13 protein-coding genes and 5 pseudogenes are annotated in these 16,623 nt (G+C 70.6%); 7 read left to right on the top strand and 11 right to left on the bottom strand.

The genetic code is table 11. The features are described from left to right. Nucleotides 1–73 precede the first annotated feature (73 nt). Nucleotides 74–213: pseudogene (locus tag CEB94_RS40560) on the top strand (sulfite exporter TauE/SafE family protein); the annotation flags it as partial. A gap of 6 nt (nt 214–219) precedes the next feature. Here the strand turns inward: CEB94_RS40560 and CEB94_RS01020 are convergent. Continuing rightward, on the bottom strand, nt 220–588 hold the full coding sequence (locus CEB94_RS01020) for an ArsR/SmtB family transcription factor (RefSeq protein ID WP_175430340.1): 369 nt from the start codon (nt 586–588) through the stop codon (nt 220–222). 339 nt (nt 589–927) lie between these two features. Further along, entirely contained in the window at nt 928–1,401 is a 474-nt protein-coding gene (locus CEB94_RS40555) for an NAD(P)-binding domain-containing protein (RefSeq protein ID WP_246111659.1), read from the bottom strand. A gap of 192 nt (nt 1,402–1,593) precedes the next feature. Here CEB94_RS40555 and CEB94_RS01010 point away from each other — a divergent pair, with 192 nt between their 5' ends. Beyond that, nucleotides 1,594–3,000 (top strand): FAD-dependent oxidoreductase, encoded by a 1,407-nt coding sequence (locus tag CEB94_RS01010; RefSeq protein WP_175430339.1) that lies wholly within the window; start codon nt 1,594–1,596, stop codon nt 2,998–3,000. Nucleotides 3,001–3,093: 93 nt separating this feature from the next. Here CEB94_RS01010 and CEB94_RS01005 read toward each other — a convergent pair. Further along, nucleotides 3,094–3,471 (bottom strand): annotated as a pseudogene (locus CEB94_RS01005) (peptidase inhibitor family I36 protein). On the opposite strand from CEB94_RS01005, the gene CEB94_RS01000 reads away from it, so the two are divergent. The 3 genes from CEB94_RS01000 (at nt 3,449) to CEB94_RS00990 (ending at nt 5,674) form a co-directional block, all read left to right on the top strand. Next, the gene (locus CEB94_RS01000) at nt 3,449–4,063 is read left to right on the top strand and encodes a hypothetical protein (RefSeq protein ID WP_175430188.1); all 615 of its coding nucleotides are present in this window, start codon (nt 3,449–3,451) and stop codon (nt 4,061–4,063) included. The pseudogene CEB94_RS01005 and the gene CEB94_RS01000 overlap by 23 nt on opposite strands. 417 nt (nt 4,064–4,480) lie before the next feature. Then, entirely contained in the window at nt 4,481–4,642 is a 162-nt protein-coding gene (locus tag CEB94_RS00995) for a hypothetical protein (RefSeq protein ID WP_175430338.1), read from the top strand. A 219-nt stretch (nt 4,643–4,861) separates the two neighbouring features. Next, the gene (locus CEB94_RS00990; RefSeq protein WP_175430337.1) at nt 4,862–5,674 is read left to right on the top strand and encodes an SCO4651 family lipoprotein; all 813 of its coding nucleotides are present in this window, start codon (nt 4,862–4,864) and stop codon (nt 5,672–5,674) included. Here the strand turns inward: CEB94_RS00990 and CEB94_RS00985 are convergent. Both CEB94_RS00985 and CEB94_RS00980 read right to left on the bottom strand, forming a co-directional pair. Continuing rightward, nucleotides 5,661–5,900: pseudogene (locus tag CEB94_RS00985) on the bottom strand (transposase); the annotation flags it as partial. The gene CEB94_RS00990 and the pseudogene CEB94_RS00985 overlap by 14 nt on opposite strands. A gap of 188 nt (nt 5,901–6,088) precedes the next feature. Beyond that, nucleotides 6,089–6,439 (bottom strand): annotated as a pseudogene (locus CEB94_RS00980) (WCX domain-containing protein); the annotation flags it as partial. 36 nt (nt 6,440–6,475) lie between these two features. Between CEB94_RS00980 and CEB94_RS00975 the strand changes: the two are divergent. After that, a pseudogene (locus CEB94_RS00975) lies at nt 6,476–6,643 on the top strand (IS481 family transposase); the annotation flags it as partial. 252 nt (nt 6,644–6,895) lie between these two features. On the opposite strand, the gene CEB94_RS00970 reads toward CEB94_RS00975, so the two are convergent. Continuing rightward, nucleotides 6,896–7,591: an NAD(P)-dependent oxidoreductase gene (locus CEB94_RS00970; RefSeq protein WP_175430336.1), complete on the bottom strand. Its 696-nt coding sequence runs from the start codon at nt 7,589–7,591 to the stop codon at nt 6,896–6,898. Nucleotides 7,592–7,667: 76 nt separating this feature from the next. Between CEB94_RS00970 and CEB94_RS00965 the strand changes: the two genes are divergently transcribed. Then, nucleotides 7,668–8,324: a TetR/AcrR family transcriptional regulator gene (locus CEB94_RS00965; protein WP_175430335.1), complete on the top strand. Its 657-nt coding sequence runs from the start codon at nt 7,668–7,670 to the stop codon at nt 8,322–8,324. Between the two features lie 23 nt (nt 8,325–8,347). Here the strand turns inward: CEB94_RS00965 and CEB94_RS00960 are convergent, their stop codons facing one another. The 5 genes from CEB94_RS00960 to CEB94_RS00945 all read right to left on the bottom strand — a co-directional run bounded on the left by CEB94_RS00960 (nt 8,348) and on the right by CEB94_RS00945 (nt 16,228). Then, entirely contained in the window at nt 8,348–8,470 is a 123-nt protein-coding gene (locus CEB94_RS00960; RefSeq protein ID WP_175430334.1) for a helix-turn-helix transcriptional regulator, read from the bottom strand. 154 nt (nt 8,471–8,624) lie between these two features. Then, nucleotides 8,625–8,828: a hypothetical protein gene (locus CEB94_RS40550; protein ID WP_246111658.1), complete on the bottom strand. Its 204-nt coding sequence runs from the start codon at nt 8,826–8,828 to the stop codon at nt 8,625–8,627. Then, nucleotides 8,789–9,853 carry an NsdA family TPR-like regulatory protein gene (locus CEB94_RS42465; protein ID WP_484422080.1) on the bottom strand — a complete coding sequence of 355 codons (1,065 nt, stop codon included), beginning with the start codon at nt 9,851–9,853 and terminating at the stop codon, nt 8,789–8,791. Before CEB94_RS42465 ends, CEB94_RS40550 begins: the two co-directional genes overlap by 40 nt. Before the next feature lie 308 nt (nt 9,854–10,161). After that, nucleotides 10,162–15,228 carry a trypsin-like peptidase domain-containing protein gene (locus tag CEB94_RS00950; RefSeq protein ID WP_175430333.1) on the bottom strand — a complete coding sequence of 1,689 codons (5,067 nt, stop codon included), beginning with the start codon at nt 15,226–15,228 and terminating at the stop codon, nt 10,162–10,164. After that, the gene (locus CEB94_RS00945) at nt 15,221–16,228 is read right to left on the bottom strand and encodes a trypsin-like serine peptidase (protein WP_175430332.1); all 1,008 of its coding nucleotides are present in this window, start codon (nt 16,226–16,228) and stop codon (nt 15,221–15,223) included. The genes CEB94_RS00950 and CEB94_RS00945 overlap by 8 nt, the downstream gene beginning before the upstream one ends. Nucleotides 16,229–16,623 lie beyond the last annotated feature (395 nt).

The raw sequence follows: 16,623 nt of genomic DNA, 5'->3' as shown, positions 1-16,623 counted from the left end.
GCGGCCGCACCGGCTGACGGTCCGCTGACACTGGTCCGGTGATCGACGGGCGGGGGCGGCGGTGGGCACGTGGATGGCGCTGGGAGGGCCGACCTCCGGGCTGCTGATCGCCGTGGTCACCGCGCCCGTCGGAGTGTCGGGGCCGGTGTTCCTGCTCCCGGTCCAGCCGAGCGTCTTCGCGGTGCCGAGCCCGCAGTCACGCCGACCAACATCGGAGGGTCAGGAAGTGGCAGTCGTCAGCAGCTTGCCCATGGCGGCGAGCACGGACGGCTCGACGCGGTAGTAGACCCAGGTGCCGCGCCGCTCGGACGTGAGCAGGCCGGCCTCCCTGAGCTTCTTCAGGTGGTGGGAGACGGTCGGCTGGGAGACGCCGACGTCGGAGATGTCGCAGACGCACGCCTCGCCGCCCTCGTGCGAGGCGACCGCAGAGAACAGGCGCAGCCGTACCGGGTCACCGAGTGCCTTGAACATCCGCGCGGCCGTCTCGGCCTCGTCGGCTGTCATGGGCCGTTCGGTCAGTGGCGGGCAGCACGGCACCACCGCCTGGCCGGCGGGTTCGAGCAGCGGCAGCACCTTCGCATTCGACATACGTCTATGTTGACACATGTCGAACCAAGCTGAACAGGCCACAGGGCCTGGCTCAGCTCCGTGACAGATGGGCGGCCAGGCGCCGCGCAACGCGTCTCACGTCCCGGCCGACCCACGCAGTGAGTTCGAGGACAGGCTGCGCTGCCACTCCGACCCCCGCGAACGCCAGGCCCCGATGGCCGGGTGAGACTCCGTCGTGGTGGAGCGGGTGCCCCGTCTTGCCGAGCGCGCTCAGGCCGGTCAGGTAGGGCAGGTCCGGCCGGTGGCCGGTGGCCGGTGGCGAGGAGGATCGTGTCCACCTTCTCCATGCTTCCGTCGGCCCAGGTGACTTTGTCGCCCTCAATGGTGCTGCTCAGCTCCCGCAGGTCCGGGGCATCCTCCCGCCACGATCACCCGCTGCCCGGCGAACGGCTCCGGGCTCCGGTAGTCGGCGGCGTGCGGCACCCGGCCGGTGAACTTCTTCAGGCCCGGCAGATCCGGCCTGTGCGGCCTGTGCGGTCGGCCGAAGGTGTCCGGTGCCGCGACCATGGCCCGCGCCGCGAGCCGACCGCCGCCTTTCAAGCCCACTTCGAACGCGCCGTCGTCGCGCCCCACGGCGGTGACCCGGCGGTCGGTACGGATGTGGGCATCCAGGCGGGCCGCGTAGGTAGTCAGGTAGGCGACGACCTCGTCCCGGTGCGGGTGGCGGTCCGGATTACCGCCGGGAAACGTCATGCGGGCCAGGGGGCTGTACCGGGCGGGCGAGAACAGGGTGAGGCTGTCGTAGCAGCGCGGCCACGATCCGTCCGCACGGTCCGACGCCTCCACTGTCACGGGCTGAAGGCCCTCCCGCGCAGGGCGTGGGCGGTGGCCGACCCGGACTGCCCGCCGCCGATCACCGCGACGTCGACGTGCTCCAAAACGAAGCTTCTGATTTCGATGAATGTCTATGTTGACGCTCATCAATACAGGTGGCATGCTGGCGGCGCAAGCCATCGACGGATGTCGAAACACCGAGGAGTCGCCGTGAACGCGCCCGCCATCACCGAGCTGCCCGTCGTCGTGATCGGAGCCGGGCCGGTCGGTCTGGCCGCCGCCGCCCACCTGACCGAACGCGGCATCGAGCCCTTGGTCCTGGAGGCCGGAGAGGCTGCCGGAGCCGCGGTGCGCGACTGGTCGCATGTCAGGTTGTTTTCCACCTGGGGGGAGCTGACCGACCCGGTGGCCGAGAAGCTGCTGGCCCCGACCGGCTGGACCAAGCCGGACCAGGCCACCTACCCCTCCGGCGGGGACTGGGCCGAGCAGTACCTCCAGCCGCTGGCCGACGTCCTCGGCGCGCGGGTGCGCTTCGGCGCCACCGTCACCGGCGTCTCCCGGGCCGGCCGCGACCGGATCGTCGACGCCGACCGCGCCACCCAGCCCTTCGTCGTCCACGTCACCTACACCGACGGCCTGGAGGAGCGCCTGTTCGCCCGCGCCGTGATCGACGCCTCCGGCACCTGGACCACCCCGAGCCCCGCCGGCGCCAGCGGCCTGCCCGCCCTCGGTGAGCGCGCGGCGGCCGACCGCATCGCCTACCGCGTCCCCGACCTCAAGGACCCGAAGGCCCGGGCGCGGTATGCGGGCAAGCGCGTCGCGGTCATCGGCTCCGGAGCCTCCGCCTTCACCGCGCTCGCCTACCTGGCCGACCTGGCCCAGGCCGACGACGGGAAGGGCACGCACGGGGTGTGGATCCTGCGCCGGGGCATCTCCGGCTCCACCTTCGGCGGCGGCGAAGCCGACCAGCTGCCCGCCCGCGGCGCGCTCGGCCTGGCGGCGAAGGCCGCCGTCGACGACGGGTACGCCGACGCAGTGACCGGCTTCCGCACCGACGCGATCGAGCGCGACGGCGACGGCCGCCTCGTGCTCATGGGTGAGGACGGCCGCCGCTCGGACCCGGTCGACGAGGTCATCGTGCTGACCGGCTTCCGCCCCGACCTGTCGTTCCTCTCCGAGATCCGCCTCGGCCTGGACGAGCGTCTGCAAGCACCGGTGGAGCTGGCACCGCTGATCGACCCGAACCAGCACTCCTGCGGCACCGTCTACCCCCACGGCCACCGCGAACTGTCCCACCCCGAACAGGGCGCGTACCTGGTCGGGATGAAGTCATACGGCCGCGCCCCGACCTTCCTGGCCATGACCGGCTACGAGCAGGTCCGCTCCGTCGCCGCCGCCATCGCCGAGGACCTCGCGTCCGCCGATCGCGTCGAACTCACCCTCCCGGAGACAGGGGTGTGCGGAGGGGCCGGGCTGTTCGACGCCCACGCCCCCGAGACCAACCAGACCGGCGGCTGCTGCGCCCCGGCGCCCCAGTCGGTCCAGCTCGGTGCATCGGCGGCCGCGCATCAGGCGGGGGCCGAAGAAGTTCCGGCGGGCGGTTGCTGCGGCTCGTGACGGGCCCTCAACGCCTCCGCGCGCGGGGCCGTGATGAAACGCCGAGGGCCCTGCCGAGCAGGGCTGGCAGGGCCCTCGGCGCTGAGTGGTATTTCAGCAGCTCATGGCCCACTTGTGGGAGTCGCCGCGGTCGTTGGCCACGCCGTTCCAACTGACCTCCTGGCCGGAGCGAGGCAGATGGTCATGTCGCCGCCCTGATGTGCATCTTCGTAGACCTGCACGAAAGCCGGGATCCCTGGACCCTCGATGCCGTGGTTCGCCCAGGAGGAGTCGGTGTCGGCGATGTAGCCCTCCCACCAGCCGTCGGCGCCGTGCCAGTTCCCCTGCTGGCCCTGGAAGTCGACGTGCTCCCAGGCGCAGAATGGGCCGCTGGGGCAATCGGCCGCGCCTGGCAGGGGCAGCCACGGCGAGGGCGCCGGTGAGAGCGAGGATCGCCGCGGCGACGGAAGTGAACAGCCTGCTTGTGATCACGAGGGAGAGGCGCCTTTCCGTGGGGGATGGGGCGGCCGGCCACAAGGTCGGCCGCGCGGTGCACTGCGCGGTCGCGCGGGCGGTCATAGGTGGCGATGTCGTCGCGGTGCGCGGCGCGGACCCGGGCGAGCCGGGCCGGCTCCAGCCGTGCCTGCTGCTGCAGTCCGCTTGCCCGGATACACGCGGTGTCGTGGTCGGCGCAGGCGGCCCGGCGGGTCAGAGCAGCCCGGTAGTTCGGATCGTCGCCGAGTTGGGCCTGAACCTCGGGCCGCAGGTTGTTGACGGTGACCTCGGCGCGAAACCAACGGCCCTGGTCGCCGTAGAGGTAGCGGTGGGCTTCGGCCAGGCAGCCGTCGGTGTGGGCGCGGACGGTGTAGCCGGTGGCGAGCGTGACCGACAGTTCAGCCCGGCCGGTCCCGAACAACACCTCTTGCAGGGGAGGCGGTCCGGCGGCGCCGCGAAGCTGCATGCACCGGTCCACGAGCACCTGCTGCGCGGCTTTGAGCAGGCCCGTTCAATCCTGGCGCAACGGGGCCGCAGTGCGGGCCTGCTGCAGGTTCTCAGACGTTCGGTGATAGGTAGAGGGTCTTAGCGTTGGCCTCGCCGTAAGCCGCTGACCCTTCTCCTTCTACTCCGAAGCCGATCCAGTGTGACGAGTACCCCTTCGCCAAGGCGCAGCAGAGCGGCGCTCAGCAGGGCGTCACGTCGGGCTGACGGCGCCGGAAAGGGCTGTCGGGCCGACGCAGGAAACAAGATGCAATTGGTGATCCCATGCAGCCGGCCGGGCCAGCAACGGCTGAAGCCCGCAACAAGGAACCTGACGGAGTAGCACAGTGACCAGTGACATCTTCCCGAACCGTCAGCTCTACCAGTTCGGCTACTGCACCGTCTTCGCGAGGGCATTGCCCCCGCTGAACTGCCCGCCCGTGTAGGAGGCGAAGGCCTCCACGCCTCCACCCCGTCGCCTTGACTCGCTCCCGAGGGTTCCTACCTGGCGGCAGACGACATCTTGAAGCAGCTCACCGGGCATCTGGCAGCAATCAGCACCGGTGACCGTGCCGACGCCTACACAAACGCGGTGCGAGCGATCCAGCAGTGGCTGCAATGCACCGTGCCGCAGGAAGCCGATGAGAGCCGCCTCCTCACTATCAAGATCGAGAATGGGTATTGAGCGGTAGGCGGCTATCAGGCCGCCAGCGCTGCCTGACTCCATGAGCCTGCGCCGTGGCGAACGGCGCGACGCGAAGTACGGGGCGAGGCAGATCGAAGTTCTGGAGGGTCACCCGTGCCAGTGCGCGAACGTCCCGCGCTGTGCGCGACTCCGTAAGATCTCGGTGCGAGGCGGTGCCGCCGTGGCCAAGTGCTCGCCCAAGAATTTTCGGAGATTTCCATGCGCCGTCCTCTCGTGCTTGCCGCCGCTGCCGCCACGCTGCTGTGCGCCGGCTGTTCCACGACTGATGCCGGTAACCGCGACAAGTCCGCGGCCGGGTCATCGTCATCGTCACCGTCTTCCGGCTCCGGCTCCGCCGTACGAGCGGCCGTCGCGGCTCTCCGTGAGGACAGGGCCGGGTTCCGCCAGAAGTTCGAACTGGAGGGTGAGGGTCAGGTGTACGTCCTCACCATCACCGGTGGCTTCGACTTCGCCGCGGACAAGGGCCACTTGGCGGTCGACCTCCCGGGCGGCGCCATCGACCACAGCGACCAGATATTCGCGGACAGCAAGATCTACATCAGCGGTGTCCAGGGAATCGGCGAGGATACCTGGGGGGTCATGTCCCGGGGCCAGGCGAAGGCCCACTACCTGCTGCGGGCCCCGCTCAACGACCCCGAGCACGTCCTGCAGCAGATCGCCGCCATGCGCAAGATCTCCCGGGAGGGCGAGGAGAACATCCAGGGGGTGCGCGCCGTGCGCTACCGCGGCATCCTCGACCACCGGACCATCACCCTGCGCATGGCCCCGGACGTGCGCACGAAGATGAACCAGGCCCGCGACACCCTGGGCAGCGACCTCCCGGTCTTCGCCGACGCGTGGGTCGACGGCCAGGGACGGCTGGTACAGATCCGCATGAGTGTGAACATGTCCGGTGCGCGGGTGACGCTGACCATGGCCCTGTCGGACATCGGTGAGCCGGTCCGCGTGACGGTTCCGCGTGCCGCGGACACGGTCCCCGTCACCGAGGTCGGCGGCATCCTGAACGGCTGAGCCGGACCACGAAGTGCTTGCGGTAGCCGCCGTCGACCCAGATCTTGGTAACGGTGGGGCCGTCGGCTGCGACCTGGCCGAGGAGGCGGGTGCCGGCCACGGAGTCCTGAACGCTGGCCGCGATGACCAGCACGGCCAGCAGCAGTCCGAGTGTGTCGGTGACGATGCTGCGCTTCCTGCCCACGATCTTCGTGCCCGCGTCTGTGCCCTGACGTGCGGCAGGCAGGCAGGGCCGCCCGCCACCACGTTCCGGGCCATGCGGGCTCCCGCCCGGGTGGTCACCCGGACCAGGCCGGTGGCCGCGTCGAAGGTGAAGCGGACCGGGTGACGCGCGGGGTTCCGTCGGGGCGGAGGGTGGGGAAGGTGGCCGTGTGAGGGCTAGTTGTGCCGTCTCATGACATTGGTTCCTCGCTGTCAGGCTTGGCGGGCGTAGGACGTGAGGCGATCGGCGAGCGCGATGACGAGGTCGCGCAGTTCAGCGGGGCGCTCGATGACAAACGGCCGGTCGAGTGAGGCGAGTATCCGAGGCAACCAGTCGAGCCGCTGCGCCCGCAACTCGACGCGCAGCCAGTACTCGGCCGCCGGGTCCTGGCCGGCCGCGGGCTCGTGCTCCTCCAGGCTCGCGACGCTGGCGGGGAGGTGCGCGCGGATCTGCTCAACTGTCCCGTGGATCCGCAAGGTCACCTCATGCTGGTACTCGGCCGTGGCGAATCCTGACAACACGCGCTGTGCTGGACCGGGACCCACGGGCGCTTCGAATGAGCCGCCGCCCTTCAACGGCTGCACGGCATCACCGTCGCGCCGGCGACCGTCCAGCGCATCCTGGTGAGGCGAGGACTCAACCGGCTCCGGGACCTCGACCCACCGACCGGCGAGCAGCTGCGCGAGGTCATCCGCTACGAGCACGACCGGGTTGGCGACCTGGTCCACGTCGACGTCAAGAAACTCGGACGCATCCCGACCGGCGGCGTCTACCACCTGGGCTGACGCGCTCGCCGCGACCGGTACGAAGCGCAAGCGGACAAGGCCGTACACGCCGCGCATGAGCGGGTGCCGGACCGCCGGTAGCGACTACCGGATCGTCTTCGACCAGCCGCCCGAACCACTCGCGGATATCCCACAGCAGCTCACCTTCGAGGACTTCGTGTAACCAAGGTCCCGAGACACCACAGCTGGTGAGGAATGCTCCTATGGCGGCCGGGAGTTCGACAGTTGCCCGGTTCACTTCTTCTTCATGCCTTCGTGCCAGATCAGCTTGGCGATGTTCGGCTTCACAGCCGTGGTGATGACGCCCATGGCCGTACGGACATACCGCCGTTCCTCCAGCTCGCGCAGCATGCTCGCGGCGAGGTCGGCACGGGCGGTGAAGACGCCGTCAGCGCTGGTCTCGGCAGCGTGGTAGTCCGTGACGACGGGGTGCTCGAAGAGGCCCGAGGGCCGGACGAGGGTCCAATCGAGGTCCGTCTGACGGATCACGGCCTCCATGCGGCGCATGTCCTCGTGGAGGGTGCTGCCGAGGCGTCGGTTCACCAGCGGGTCGAGCACATGGTTGAAGAAGTGCGCGCCGGTGGGACGCCAGTTAGGGTCGGCGATGCTGGAGCTGATGGCGAGCAGCCGCTTGATGCCATGGCGGGTCATGGCCTCGGTGATGGCCGTGGCGCTCGCCGAGTACGTGGTGATGGTCTCCTTGCTGAAGCGCGCGCCCACCGCGGACAGGACGGCGTCCGTCCCGGCGATCGCGGCGTCGACGGCCGCCGGATCGGTGGCGTCGGCGACGGCCACGGCGAGGCCTTGCCGCCCGGGGAGGAGGGAGCCGGGGCGGCGAGTCACGGCGACGACCTCGTGGCCGGCGGCGAGGGCCTGGTCGGTGAGGTGGCGGCCGGTCGGTCCGTTGGCGCCGAAGACTGCGATACGCATGGTGTCGGGTCATCCCTTCGTGTGGTTCCCGGAACGCCCTTGACTGTGCCGATCACGAAACGCAAGCTCAACGCTGATGAATAACGCCGCCCCTGCCCCCGCCCGCACCCGAGGCCGCCCCCGCGGCAACCCGCCCACCCGCGAGTCCATCGTCTCGGCGGCCCGTGCGCTGTTCCTGGAACGCGGATACCGGCGCACCACGGTGCGCGCGGTGGCTGCGGTCGCCGCCGTCGACCCGGCGCTGATCGCATACCACTTCGGCTCGAAGAAGGGCCTGTTCGCGGACGTGATGCAGTTCCAGTGCGCCAATGCGCTGGCGGTGGACGACGTCCTCGGCGGCGACCCGGCCACCCTCCCCGACCGCCTGATCGACGCGGTGACGGGCCTGTGGGAGGACGCCGACTTCCTACAGCTCACCGCCCAGGGCGACGAGGCCGCCGAGGTGATCCGCGAATACCTGGAACGCGAGCTGCTGGCCCGGCTTGTTGAATTTCTCGGCGGCCGGGATGCGACCGCCCGCGCCACGGCAGTGGTGACGATCCTCGGCGGCCTCATCTACACCCGTTACCTCAACCCCCTCCCCACCCCCGCCGCCCTCACCCCGTCCGAGACCCGCCACGTCCTCACCCCGGCGCTGCGCGCGGCACTGGCCCGAGGCCGCGCACCGCGGCAACCACCGGAGCGGGCCGTCGAGGCTCACCGACGTCCGGTTGAGGCGCCCATCTGGCCTTGACCACCTCAGCGCCTCCGGTGCGGCTACCCCTGTAGGTGGCGGTGCAGGGAGGTGTGCGGGATGTCGGTCTTGGTGCTGATCTCGCCGCAGCTGGTGCCCTGATCCTTGAGCAGGTGTGCGTACTCGATCTTGTCGAGGGGGTTCACCCGCCTGTGATGGTGGCCGGCAGGCCGCCGGGCGGCGTGGCCTGGCGTGGCTGAGGTGATCCACAGCTCTTGTGCGTCGGCGGCGAGGGCGCCTTGCACGTCGCAGGTGACCTCTTGGTTCGCTCCCGGGCGATGCGCGGTCGGCTGATGCCGGCTATGCGGCGGAGAGTTGGAGGAGTTCCGCAACGCCTTGGGCACGGGCGTAGGGCTGGAAGCGGGGGAGCAGGTCGTCGACGAGGCGGATGCAGCGAGGTGCTCCGATGCGGCGAGCGAGGAGCTGGGACCGGGTGGCGGCGGCCGCGGCGGGCTCGGGTTCCTTCAGATCGAGGTAGCTCGCGGCGCGGTAGGCGAGGAACACGCCTTTCGTCTTGTCCCGGGCAGTCGGTAGTAGGCGTTCGCCTTCGCTGATGAGCTGGTGGGCGCGGCCGACGTCGCCAAGGTCGAGGAGGGCCTGGCCGGAGTCGACGGCGAGGTCGGCTTCAGATGCCCCGGCGCACCAGCGGGTCGGTCGACGCCGGCGTCGAAGAGGTGTTGCTCGGCCGCAGTGAGGGCGCGCAACACGGCGCGGCGTTCGCTCTGGTCGCCACGTGCGGCCAAGGTGCGGGCCAGGCGCAGTTGGAGCAGGCAACGGGCGGCAGGGTTCTGGGCCCGGGCCAAGGCGTAGTTCAGGATGTTGGCTGCGGTGGTGTGGTCCCGGCGCCAGGCGGCCTGGTAGGCGAGGTCGCCGAGGAGGCCGGCGCCCATGTCGTGGTCTCCTGCAGCGTGGGCGTTGTGCAGACCGGCGACCCAGTTCTGGGTGGCGTGGGTGTGTCGGCGCAGATCAAAGGCGTGCCAGGCGACAGTCTGGGAGAGGGAGGCCGCCAGGGTGTGCAGGCGTAGCCCGAGGGCGGTCGTGTAACGGCCCTTCTCAAGTAGTTCGGCACCGTGACCAGGTGGGCGTCCGACAGCGCGGGAGTGTGTTGCCGCTGCTCGGTGGACAGGCCGGCGAAGTGCTGGATGGAGTTCTCCAGGAAGGCGACGAGGTCCTCGCTGACCGGTTTGCCGTCGTGGGCCTGGGCGAGCGCGTCGTGGGCGCCGCTGGCCCAGGCCGCTGCGAGGGCGGAGACGGCGGTGCCAGTGATCGTCAGGAAGTCTCGGCGTTCCATCGCTGTTCGCAGATCCTCTCTCGGGGCGGGCACAAAGCTTTGGGGCCCGGGGGCACCACCCAGTCGGCGGTGACAGGCAGCCAGTTGGGCCAGTCGTCGGCGCGGACGATGTCGGCGGGCCAGCCCAGTGCTTCGCTGCGTAGATCTGGGATTCATCGCTGGGTTTGATGCCTCGCTGCCACTTGCGCACCCGCGCCTCGTCGGCCTGACCACAGTTCACGGCGGGCGGCCGCGGCATGGATGCCGGCTAGGAGCTCGGCCAGCGTCTTGCCAGCCGTGAGGCAGATCCGGTGGGAAGCACAGCACAGCCGCGTCTCCTGCTGCGCACGCTCGATGTCGGCAGGGCCGGCGGGCTCGGCCAGCGGCGAAGGGTAGGGAGGCGTGGGCTTCGAGCCACCGCGTCGACACGTTTTCAGGCTTCTCTGACGGGTGAGACGCCGACGCCGGTGGACGGGTGATCGGTCATGCCAGGGGATGTCTCTCGCCGCACCGGAGCCCCACAGCGGCGGAGCCCCGGCTCGGCACGGCGTGTCGCCGCCCGTGCTGTCAGCCTCCGCCTCGGGTCAGGTCCGCGAACAGGTCGGGCCAGCCGCCCTCGGAGGAGTTCCGCTTGTGCTGGTCCAGGAGCTGGTGCACGGTTCGTTGGAGGCGGGCGCCGAGGTCTGGGCGGCTCGTCACCTCCCTGAGTGCGGCGCGCAGTTCGGGCGTGCGGTTCACTGGGACGCACTGGAGCAAATCCCCGGCGAACACATCGTCCAGGCGGGGTAGTTCACGGACGATCCGCATCTGGGTGTCCGTGCTGCAGTCCGGGACGAAGGACCACATCGCCGCCCGCCACGCCTGGGCGATGTCTTTGCGCCGTGCCGAGCCCAGAGTGCTTGCCCGCACGCGTCGGCCGACGTCGAGCAGCAGGTCGGCGCATTCCTTCTCGGTGAGCGAGGTCTTCCGCCGGTCCGTGAAGACGTAGTTGCACAGCTTGATGACGGCGCGGGCGTCGACGGGTTCATGGAACGTCAGCCGGAGTGCCTCGGGGACATCCGAGACCGTGCCGTGGACGCTGTACCACCACACGCACCACAGGCGGGCCTTGCGGCCGAGTTCGCTCACGCAGTCGAGCGTGCCGCCGTCGCGCGTGTCGTCGGCGCCGCACTGCGCGCGTAGCAGCAGCAGGGAGGCCTCGGGCGGGTAATTGTTCCGCTCAAGCCCCGCTCCGACGAGCTCGACGAGCCATCCCACGGCCAGCGGGTCGGGGACGCGGTCGATCCACCCTGCCAGTTCTTCCCAGGGGAGGCTGAGGGAGCCGGACTTCCGCTGCAGTACGACGAGCAGTTCGGCCAGGGCCTTCAGTCTGGTACGGGCCTCGGGACTCATGCCCTTGGGGCGGACGGGCGGTACGGCGGCGCGCAGGGCCTCGACAGCCGAGGCGGTGAGCCGGGTCAGCGAGGCGTCGTCGAGGGTCACACCGTTGACCAACATCCGTTTGGCGTGCTGGAGTTCGCCGATGCGCAGGAGCAGGTCCATCATGAGCCCGGCTTCTTCGACGGTCGAGGGGTGTTTCTTGTACGGATCCACCCAGGCCGTGATGTCCGGCCCCCTCACGTCGAACCCGCCCGGTAGTTCACCGATCGCGGTACGGGCCTCGGGGATGCCGGAGTGCGCCCCGCGCACCAGCAGCGGGAGCAGGCACGTGCCCGACCGCCAGACCTGGACAGGGTCCCCGTCGGGTGACTGCCATGTCACGGCCGCGCGGCCGGCCACGTCGGCCACGCGGTACGGCGGAAGGTCGAGCTGTTCCAGGGCCGTGCGGGCCACTTTGGCGCGGGTGTAGGCGAGTTCCTCGCTCTCGGAGGCCTCGGAGATCGGCATGCCCTGTACCAGCCAGTCGACGGCGAGGTCGCGAACGGCCCGGCCGGCGGGGGTGTCGGAGTCCAGGAGGCGGACCAGGGAGCCCCGGGAGAGATCGGCGATCCGTTCTCTGCGAGTGACCTCGACGAGGAGGCCGACCAGGGGGGCCGGGTCCGCGTCGGCGGGGCATACGTCCGCGGCGGCGGTGAGAAGGGCGTTGAGCAGCGAACGGTCCACGGTCGTCGGTCCGGTGCCGTCGGAGAACCGGGGGACCAGCGCGGCGAGCCGGTCGACCAGGTCGGTGTAGGACAACGTGCGCAGATACGGCAGTTGGACGGAGGTGTGCGCCTTGATGAGCACGGAGGAGGCCACCGTGGTGTCGCCGAGGAGTTCGTCCGCCCGGTCGGCCCACGTCCGCGGCTCGCCGTGGAGCGTGCTCAACGAGGCCATTCTCACCAGGACGTCGGCGATGTACGCGTAGTTCTCGGCCGCGAGAGCAGCCCCCGTAACGGACTTGACGAACGGGAACGTGTCAGCAGGGCGCGTGGGCATGAGGTTGACGAGGAAGGCGGCGAACTCGCCGCGTGTGGACAGTTCGTGGCCACCCTCGGTCGCGCGCTCGACGAGCCCTGACATCCGTACGGTGCTGACGACCTGCCCAGGGTCGCGGGGCAGCAGGCGGCCGAGCACCTCCAGGACGGCGAGCCAGGCGTTGTCCGCGCGGGCCGCGGCGGCCTTGAGACAGGAGGCGTCCCGGGGTTCGTACGGGCGTCCCGGGGAGGGGAGAAGTTCCAGGAACTGGCGCAGGGCGGGCAGTGTCAGCCGCGGGGATACGAGGACGCGCAGCAGGTCGGGCAGCATGGCCTGGGTCGGCAGGGAACTCTGGGCGCAGGCCGACAGCACGGCGCGGCGCAGCCCGTACCGGACGGTGGGGTGCTCGTCGTCGAGGTCGTCGGCGATGGTCTTCAGCAGCTGCCCGACCATGGCCGTCGCGGCGTCCGCGGTCTCCTGCGTACGGTCCGCGCAGAGCCAGGCCTGTTCCAGCACAGCGAGCAGGAAGTAGTCCTCGCCGTCGGGGACTTGGAGCCGTTCGACGAGCGCGCCGAGTCCGGCGGCACCGCGGCCGTGGACGAGTGCACGGCTCGCGGCGTACTCGAAGAACGTCTGGTGGAAGAACTGGAAGACGCCGCCCGCGACGTGGCCCACCCCGCGCGCCTCAAGGTGCTCCACCTCCATCTTCAGGCGTGCGGCGGTGAGGTTGGCGGGCAGCCGGACCCGGCCGACCGACGCCTCGGGGCGGCCGGTCCGCAGCATTTCCAGCGCGAGCGCCATGGCCGTCTCGCCGAGATCGAGGTCGAGACCGTCGTCGAAGCGGCCGCCCCCGGAGCCCCGGGAACCGCGGTCCCAGGAGCGGCGGTCGCAGGTCACGCGGTGGTCCCAGTAGGTCTCGTACAGGCCGGTGGTGTCGACCACGTCGGGGACCTGGCCCGGTGTATAGATCTCGAACATCATGCGCAGCGTCAGCGGGCGCAGACACAGGGGGTGCAGGGAGATGTCCCGCGCGACGACCGCCAGCATTCTGCTGATCAGGTCTTCCCGCAGCTGGGGGTCGTTGGTGAAGAACCTGCTGTGGGCGAGCACCGCACGCTCGAACTCGCTCGTGGTGTGCGGGCCGGTTCCGGCGCCGGTGGCGTAGTCCTTCAGGCGCAGACGCTGCCACTCCGAGGGGAGTTCGCCCGCCTCCGTCACTCTCGACGTCATGGTGACGGCGGCCCCCGCGTCCTTCGCGGCGTGCACGACGGTGACCAGCCGCACCCAGTCGTCCTCGTTGTTGACCAGCACGTCGACGGTGTCGATCAGGACCGTCACGGTCCGTCGGTCATCGCGGGCCTGCCGGATCGCCTCGACCAGTGTGTCCGGGTCGACCTTGCTGTCCCCCGTCGGGCCGGTGACCAGCCAGGTCGCCTTGAGGAAGAACACCTCCCCGGTGGGCGTTCCGCAGCGGCGCCGGGCAAGGCTCCACAGGATGCTGGTCTTGCCGCATCCCGCCTCCCCGACGACCACGAGGGGGGTGACGGCGTCGGCGTCCAGCCGTTTCAGCAGTTCCTCCTCCAGATCGCGGGTGACGTAGAGGCCCGCCGCGAACTGGCTCTCCTCGCCGTCGGCGAACACGGTCCCGGATACCGTGCCGGCCGCCTGCCGCGCCCGGTCGCTGAGCAGGCGCAGCCGGGGCAGAGGGTCGTCGGAGCGGAAGCCGAGGGCGGGTTGGAGGGAGGCGGGGGCCGGGGGACGTGCGAGGACGGACGGGGAGTCGGCGAGGGCGGAGGCGAGCCGCTGCCGTAGGACTGCCTCGGTCCCGGCCTCGTACGGATGGTCGCGGGTCCCGCGCGGCGTGCCGGGGACGGCGGGGACGGCGGGCACGTCACGAAGGTCCACCGGGGGCAGCAGGGCCAGGCTTCCCGACGCCTCGCCCTCGACCAGTACGGGCACCAGGCGGCTCGGGGCGCTCGTGTGGTCGAAGTCGTGGACGATGTGATCGCGTTCGTCCGTCATGGCGGGGTCGGAGAGATAGGCGGGGCTCACGAGGGCGAGCACCTTGCCGCCGCCGTCCACGTGTTCCCGGACCGTGCGGTGCCCCGACCGGTCGGCGGCGGGGCCCATCAGTACGTCGTGTCCCAAGGCGGTCAGGGCATCGTGCACGCGCTCGGCCCAGGGCTGGTTCTCGGGCACCCAACTCAGCATCAGGGAAGGTGCGGTGGGGCTCGGCCGATGGACGGTGGGGCTCGGCGGATCCAGGATCCAGGCGTGCGGTCCGTCCACCACGGCCCGTGCGATCGCGGACGCCGGAACGCCCTGGTTGACTCCATCGGCGGCGTAGTGGTGGATGCCGACGAGTCGGCCGCGGGGGTCGACGACGGGGCCGCCGGATGACCCTGGTGTGGTGTTCACCTCCGGGTACCGGATCCGCGTGCCCTGGTCGTTGATCTCGGTCTGGGCGGTCGTGTACGTGATCCGCGCCGGCTCGCCGAGCGGGTGGTGGACGATGAACAGCAGGCGCGTGCCGTGGAAGTCGTAGGTTCCGGGCTCCAGCCGGTAGTGACCGCGTGCGCCGCGTGGGCCACGTGCGTCACGGTCCAGGGACAAGTCACCGGTGAGGTACGGCGCCTGCCCACCGCCCACGCGCAGGAGAGCGTAGTCGAGCTGATCCGGCGGCGCGTCCCAGGACAGCGGGGAACCCGCTCGTTCGGCGGGGCTGGGCGGGCTGGACGCGAGCAGTTCCGTCAACGGTACTCGTACGCCGCGCTCGTGGGGCGCGGTCCGTTCGACGCCGGAGGGCGTACCGAAGTCGAAACGGGCTTCCAGGGAGTCCGGCAGCCTCTCCGACTCCAGCGCGGTGCCCACCACATGACTGGCCGTCAAAACGACATCGGGCGCAACCAGCACGCCCGTTCCCACCGGTCGGCCACCGATCTCGATGCGCGCGACCCGCCTCTTCATGTCGTGCAGGATTTGGAGGAAATCCTCCGGATCGATCAGACCGGCGGTCGCCCGGGTGATCGCTTCCAGACCGGCTGCCGCGACCACGTCCTCGCCGACGGACACGGCCTCCTTATCCGGGTCCGGGTGGCCCTGGCCCTGGCCCTGGCCCTGATCCTGGTTCTGCCCCGAGAAGACGGCAGGACCGCCCGGACCGTCCCCGTACGCGGCATCGACGACGGCGTCCGGGCCGGTTCCGCTCCTGGGCCGAGCGGCAGGCTCATCAGCCATGCGCGCGGACGATCCGGGCCACGGCAGCGGCATGCACGGCCACATTGCTGCGCCCTGCCGCGCCTCCGAAGTGGAGGGCGACCGCCTTGCCGGAGTCCAGGTCGATCACGGCGGAGCCGGAGTTGCCGCCCAGCGTGGTGGCGTCGTGGTGGACCACGTCCTGCCCCTCGACCGCGGTGAGCTGTCCCGCGGCCAGCCGCTTGCAGTTGTAGACGCCGTCGAAGATCCGCTGCTGGTCGGCCAGGTCGGCGCGGGAGTCGTGTCCGGGGTAGCCGATCACCGCGATCCAGCCGCTCACGCGAGCCCCGGAGGTGTCGAGCGCGATGGGCGGCGGCGGGTTCTCGCCGTCCTCGCCGGTCGCGTCGATCCGCAGCAGGGCCACGTCGTACCTGTGGTCCGGTTCGATCCACACGACCTCCGTGACCCGGAAGCGGGACTCCTCCGGCTGCTGGAACTCCTGGTACCAGTCCAGGCTGGGCCGTACGACCTTGCCCGTCCAGGACTGCTTGAAGGCGAACCCCGAACCCGAGCCCGCCCCGGCCTGCGCCTCCCGGGCGAACGCCTCGGCGACATGTCGGTTCGTCACGACGAGCCGGGGACCCACCATCCAGCCTGTGCCGACCCATTTCAGGTCGTGGTTTCGCAGGTCGATACGGCCGACACTGGGGATCGCCTTCTCCAGCGGCCCACGGGCACGCTCGACGCGAGCCGTCACGTTCGCGCTGGTTGCCCGGCCGTCCGGCGGCAGCTTGAACGTGGATTTCTGCACCAGGTGCACGGGCCGGGTGAAGCGCTCGATAATCGCCTCCAGGCCGGATCCGTCCGGCACCCAGAGGCCTTCGGTCATGCGCTCCACGGCCTCGGCGGCCCGGTCGGCCGTGAGCCCGGCGTCCACGCTCTCGAACCCGCCGAGGCCGGTCGCGCCCGCCGTGATCTCGTCGAACCGGTCGAGGAACTCCTGCCTGACTACGTCATCGGAGAACAGTTGCCGATAGTCCAAGAGGCCCCTCCTCGACAGCGGGACAGCACGCTCGGTCCCTGATGGTCCCCGAAAGGGATGCTACGGGAGTGCCTGTGAGACGCGGGAGTGTTTGGGGGTCCGCCTCACACCGGCCGGCGGCAAACCATCTGCCCCCCACCGCCCCAACGCCCCACAAGCCCCCCTCCCCGTGTGGACCAGGCCGTGGGGGCGGAGCACGGGAGGCACCGGCGGACATCACACCGGCGAGTGCCACTCGGTCGGGAACGCGCAGCCGCCCAGGGTGGCGACGGCGCTGTTCGGGAGCAGGAGGCAGCAGCGGGGGCCACCCGCTCCCACAGGCCGTCAGGAACATGATCAGCACGCACCCCGGGCACCCCGCCGACCAAGTTGGTCGAGCACAAGACCGGCAGCTC

It is taken from the genome of Streptomyces hawaiiensis, from assembly GCF_004803895.1.
Classification (GTDB): Bacteria; Actinomycetota; Actinomycetes; order Streptomycetales; family Streptomycetaceae; genus Streptomyces; species Streptomyces hawaiiensis.
The sequence above is the reverse complement of the archived record's forward strand: the minus strand, read 5'-3'. Positions and strand labels throughout refer to the sequence as shown.

Coding starts and splice junctions, on each gene's coding strand:
- CEB94_RS01020 (WP_175430340.1), bottom strand. CDS start 588: ATGTCGAATGCGAAGGTGCTGCCGCTGCTCGAACCCGCCGGCCAGGCG.
- CEB94_RS00990 (WP_175430337.1), top strand. CDS start 4,862: ATGCGCCGTCCTCTCGTGCTTGCCGCCGCTGCCGCCACGCTGCTGTGC.
- CEB94_RS00970 (WP_175430336.1), bottom strand. CDS start 7,591: ATGCGTATCGCAGTCTTCGGCGCCAACGGACCGACCGGCCGCCACCTC.
- CEB94_RS00965 (WP_175430335.1), top strand. CDS start 7,668: ATGAATAACGCCGCCCCTGCCCCCGCCCGCACCCGAGGCCGCCCCCGC.
- CEB94_RS42465 (WP_484422080.1), bottom strand. CDS start 9,853: ATGCCGCGGCCGCCCGCCGTGAACTGTGGTCAGGCCGACGAGGCGCGG.
- CEB94_RS00950 (WP_175430333.1), bottom strand. CDS start 15,228: ATGGCTGATGAGCCTGCCGCTCGGCCCAGGAGCGGAACCGGCCCGGAC.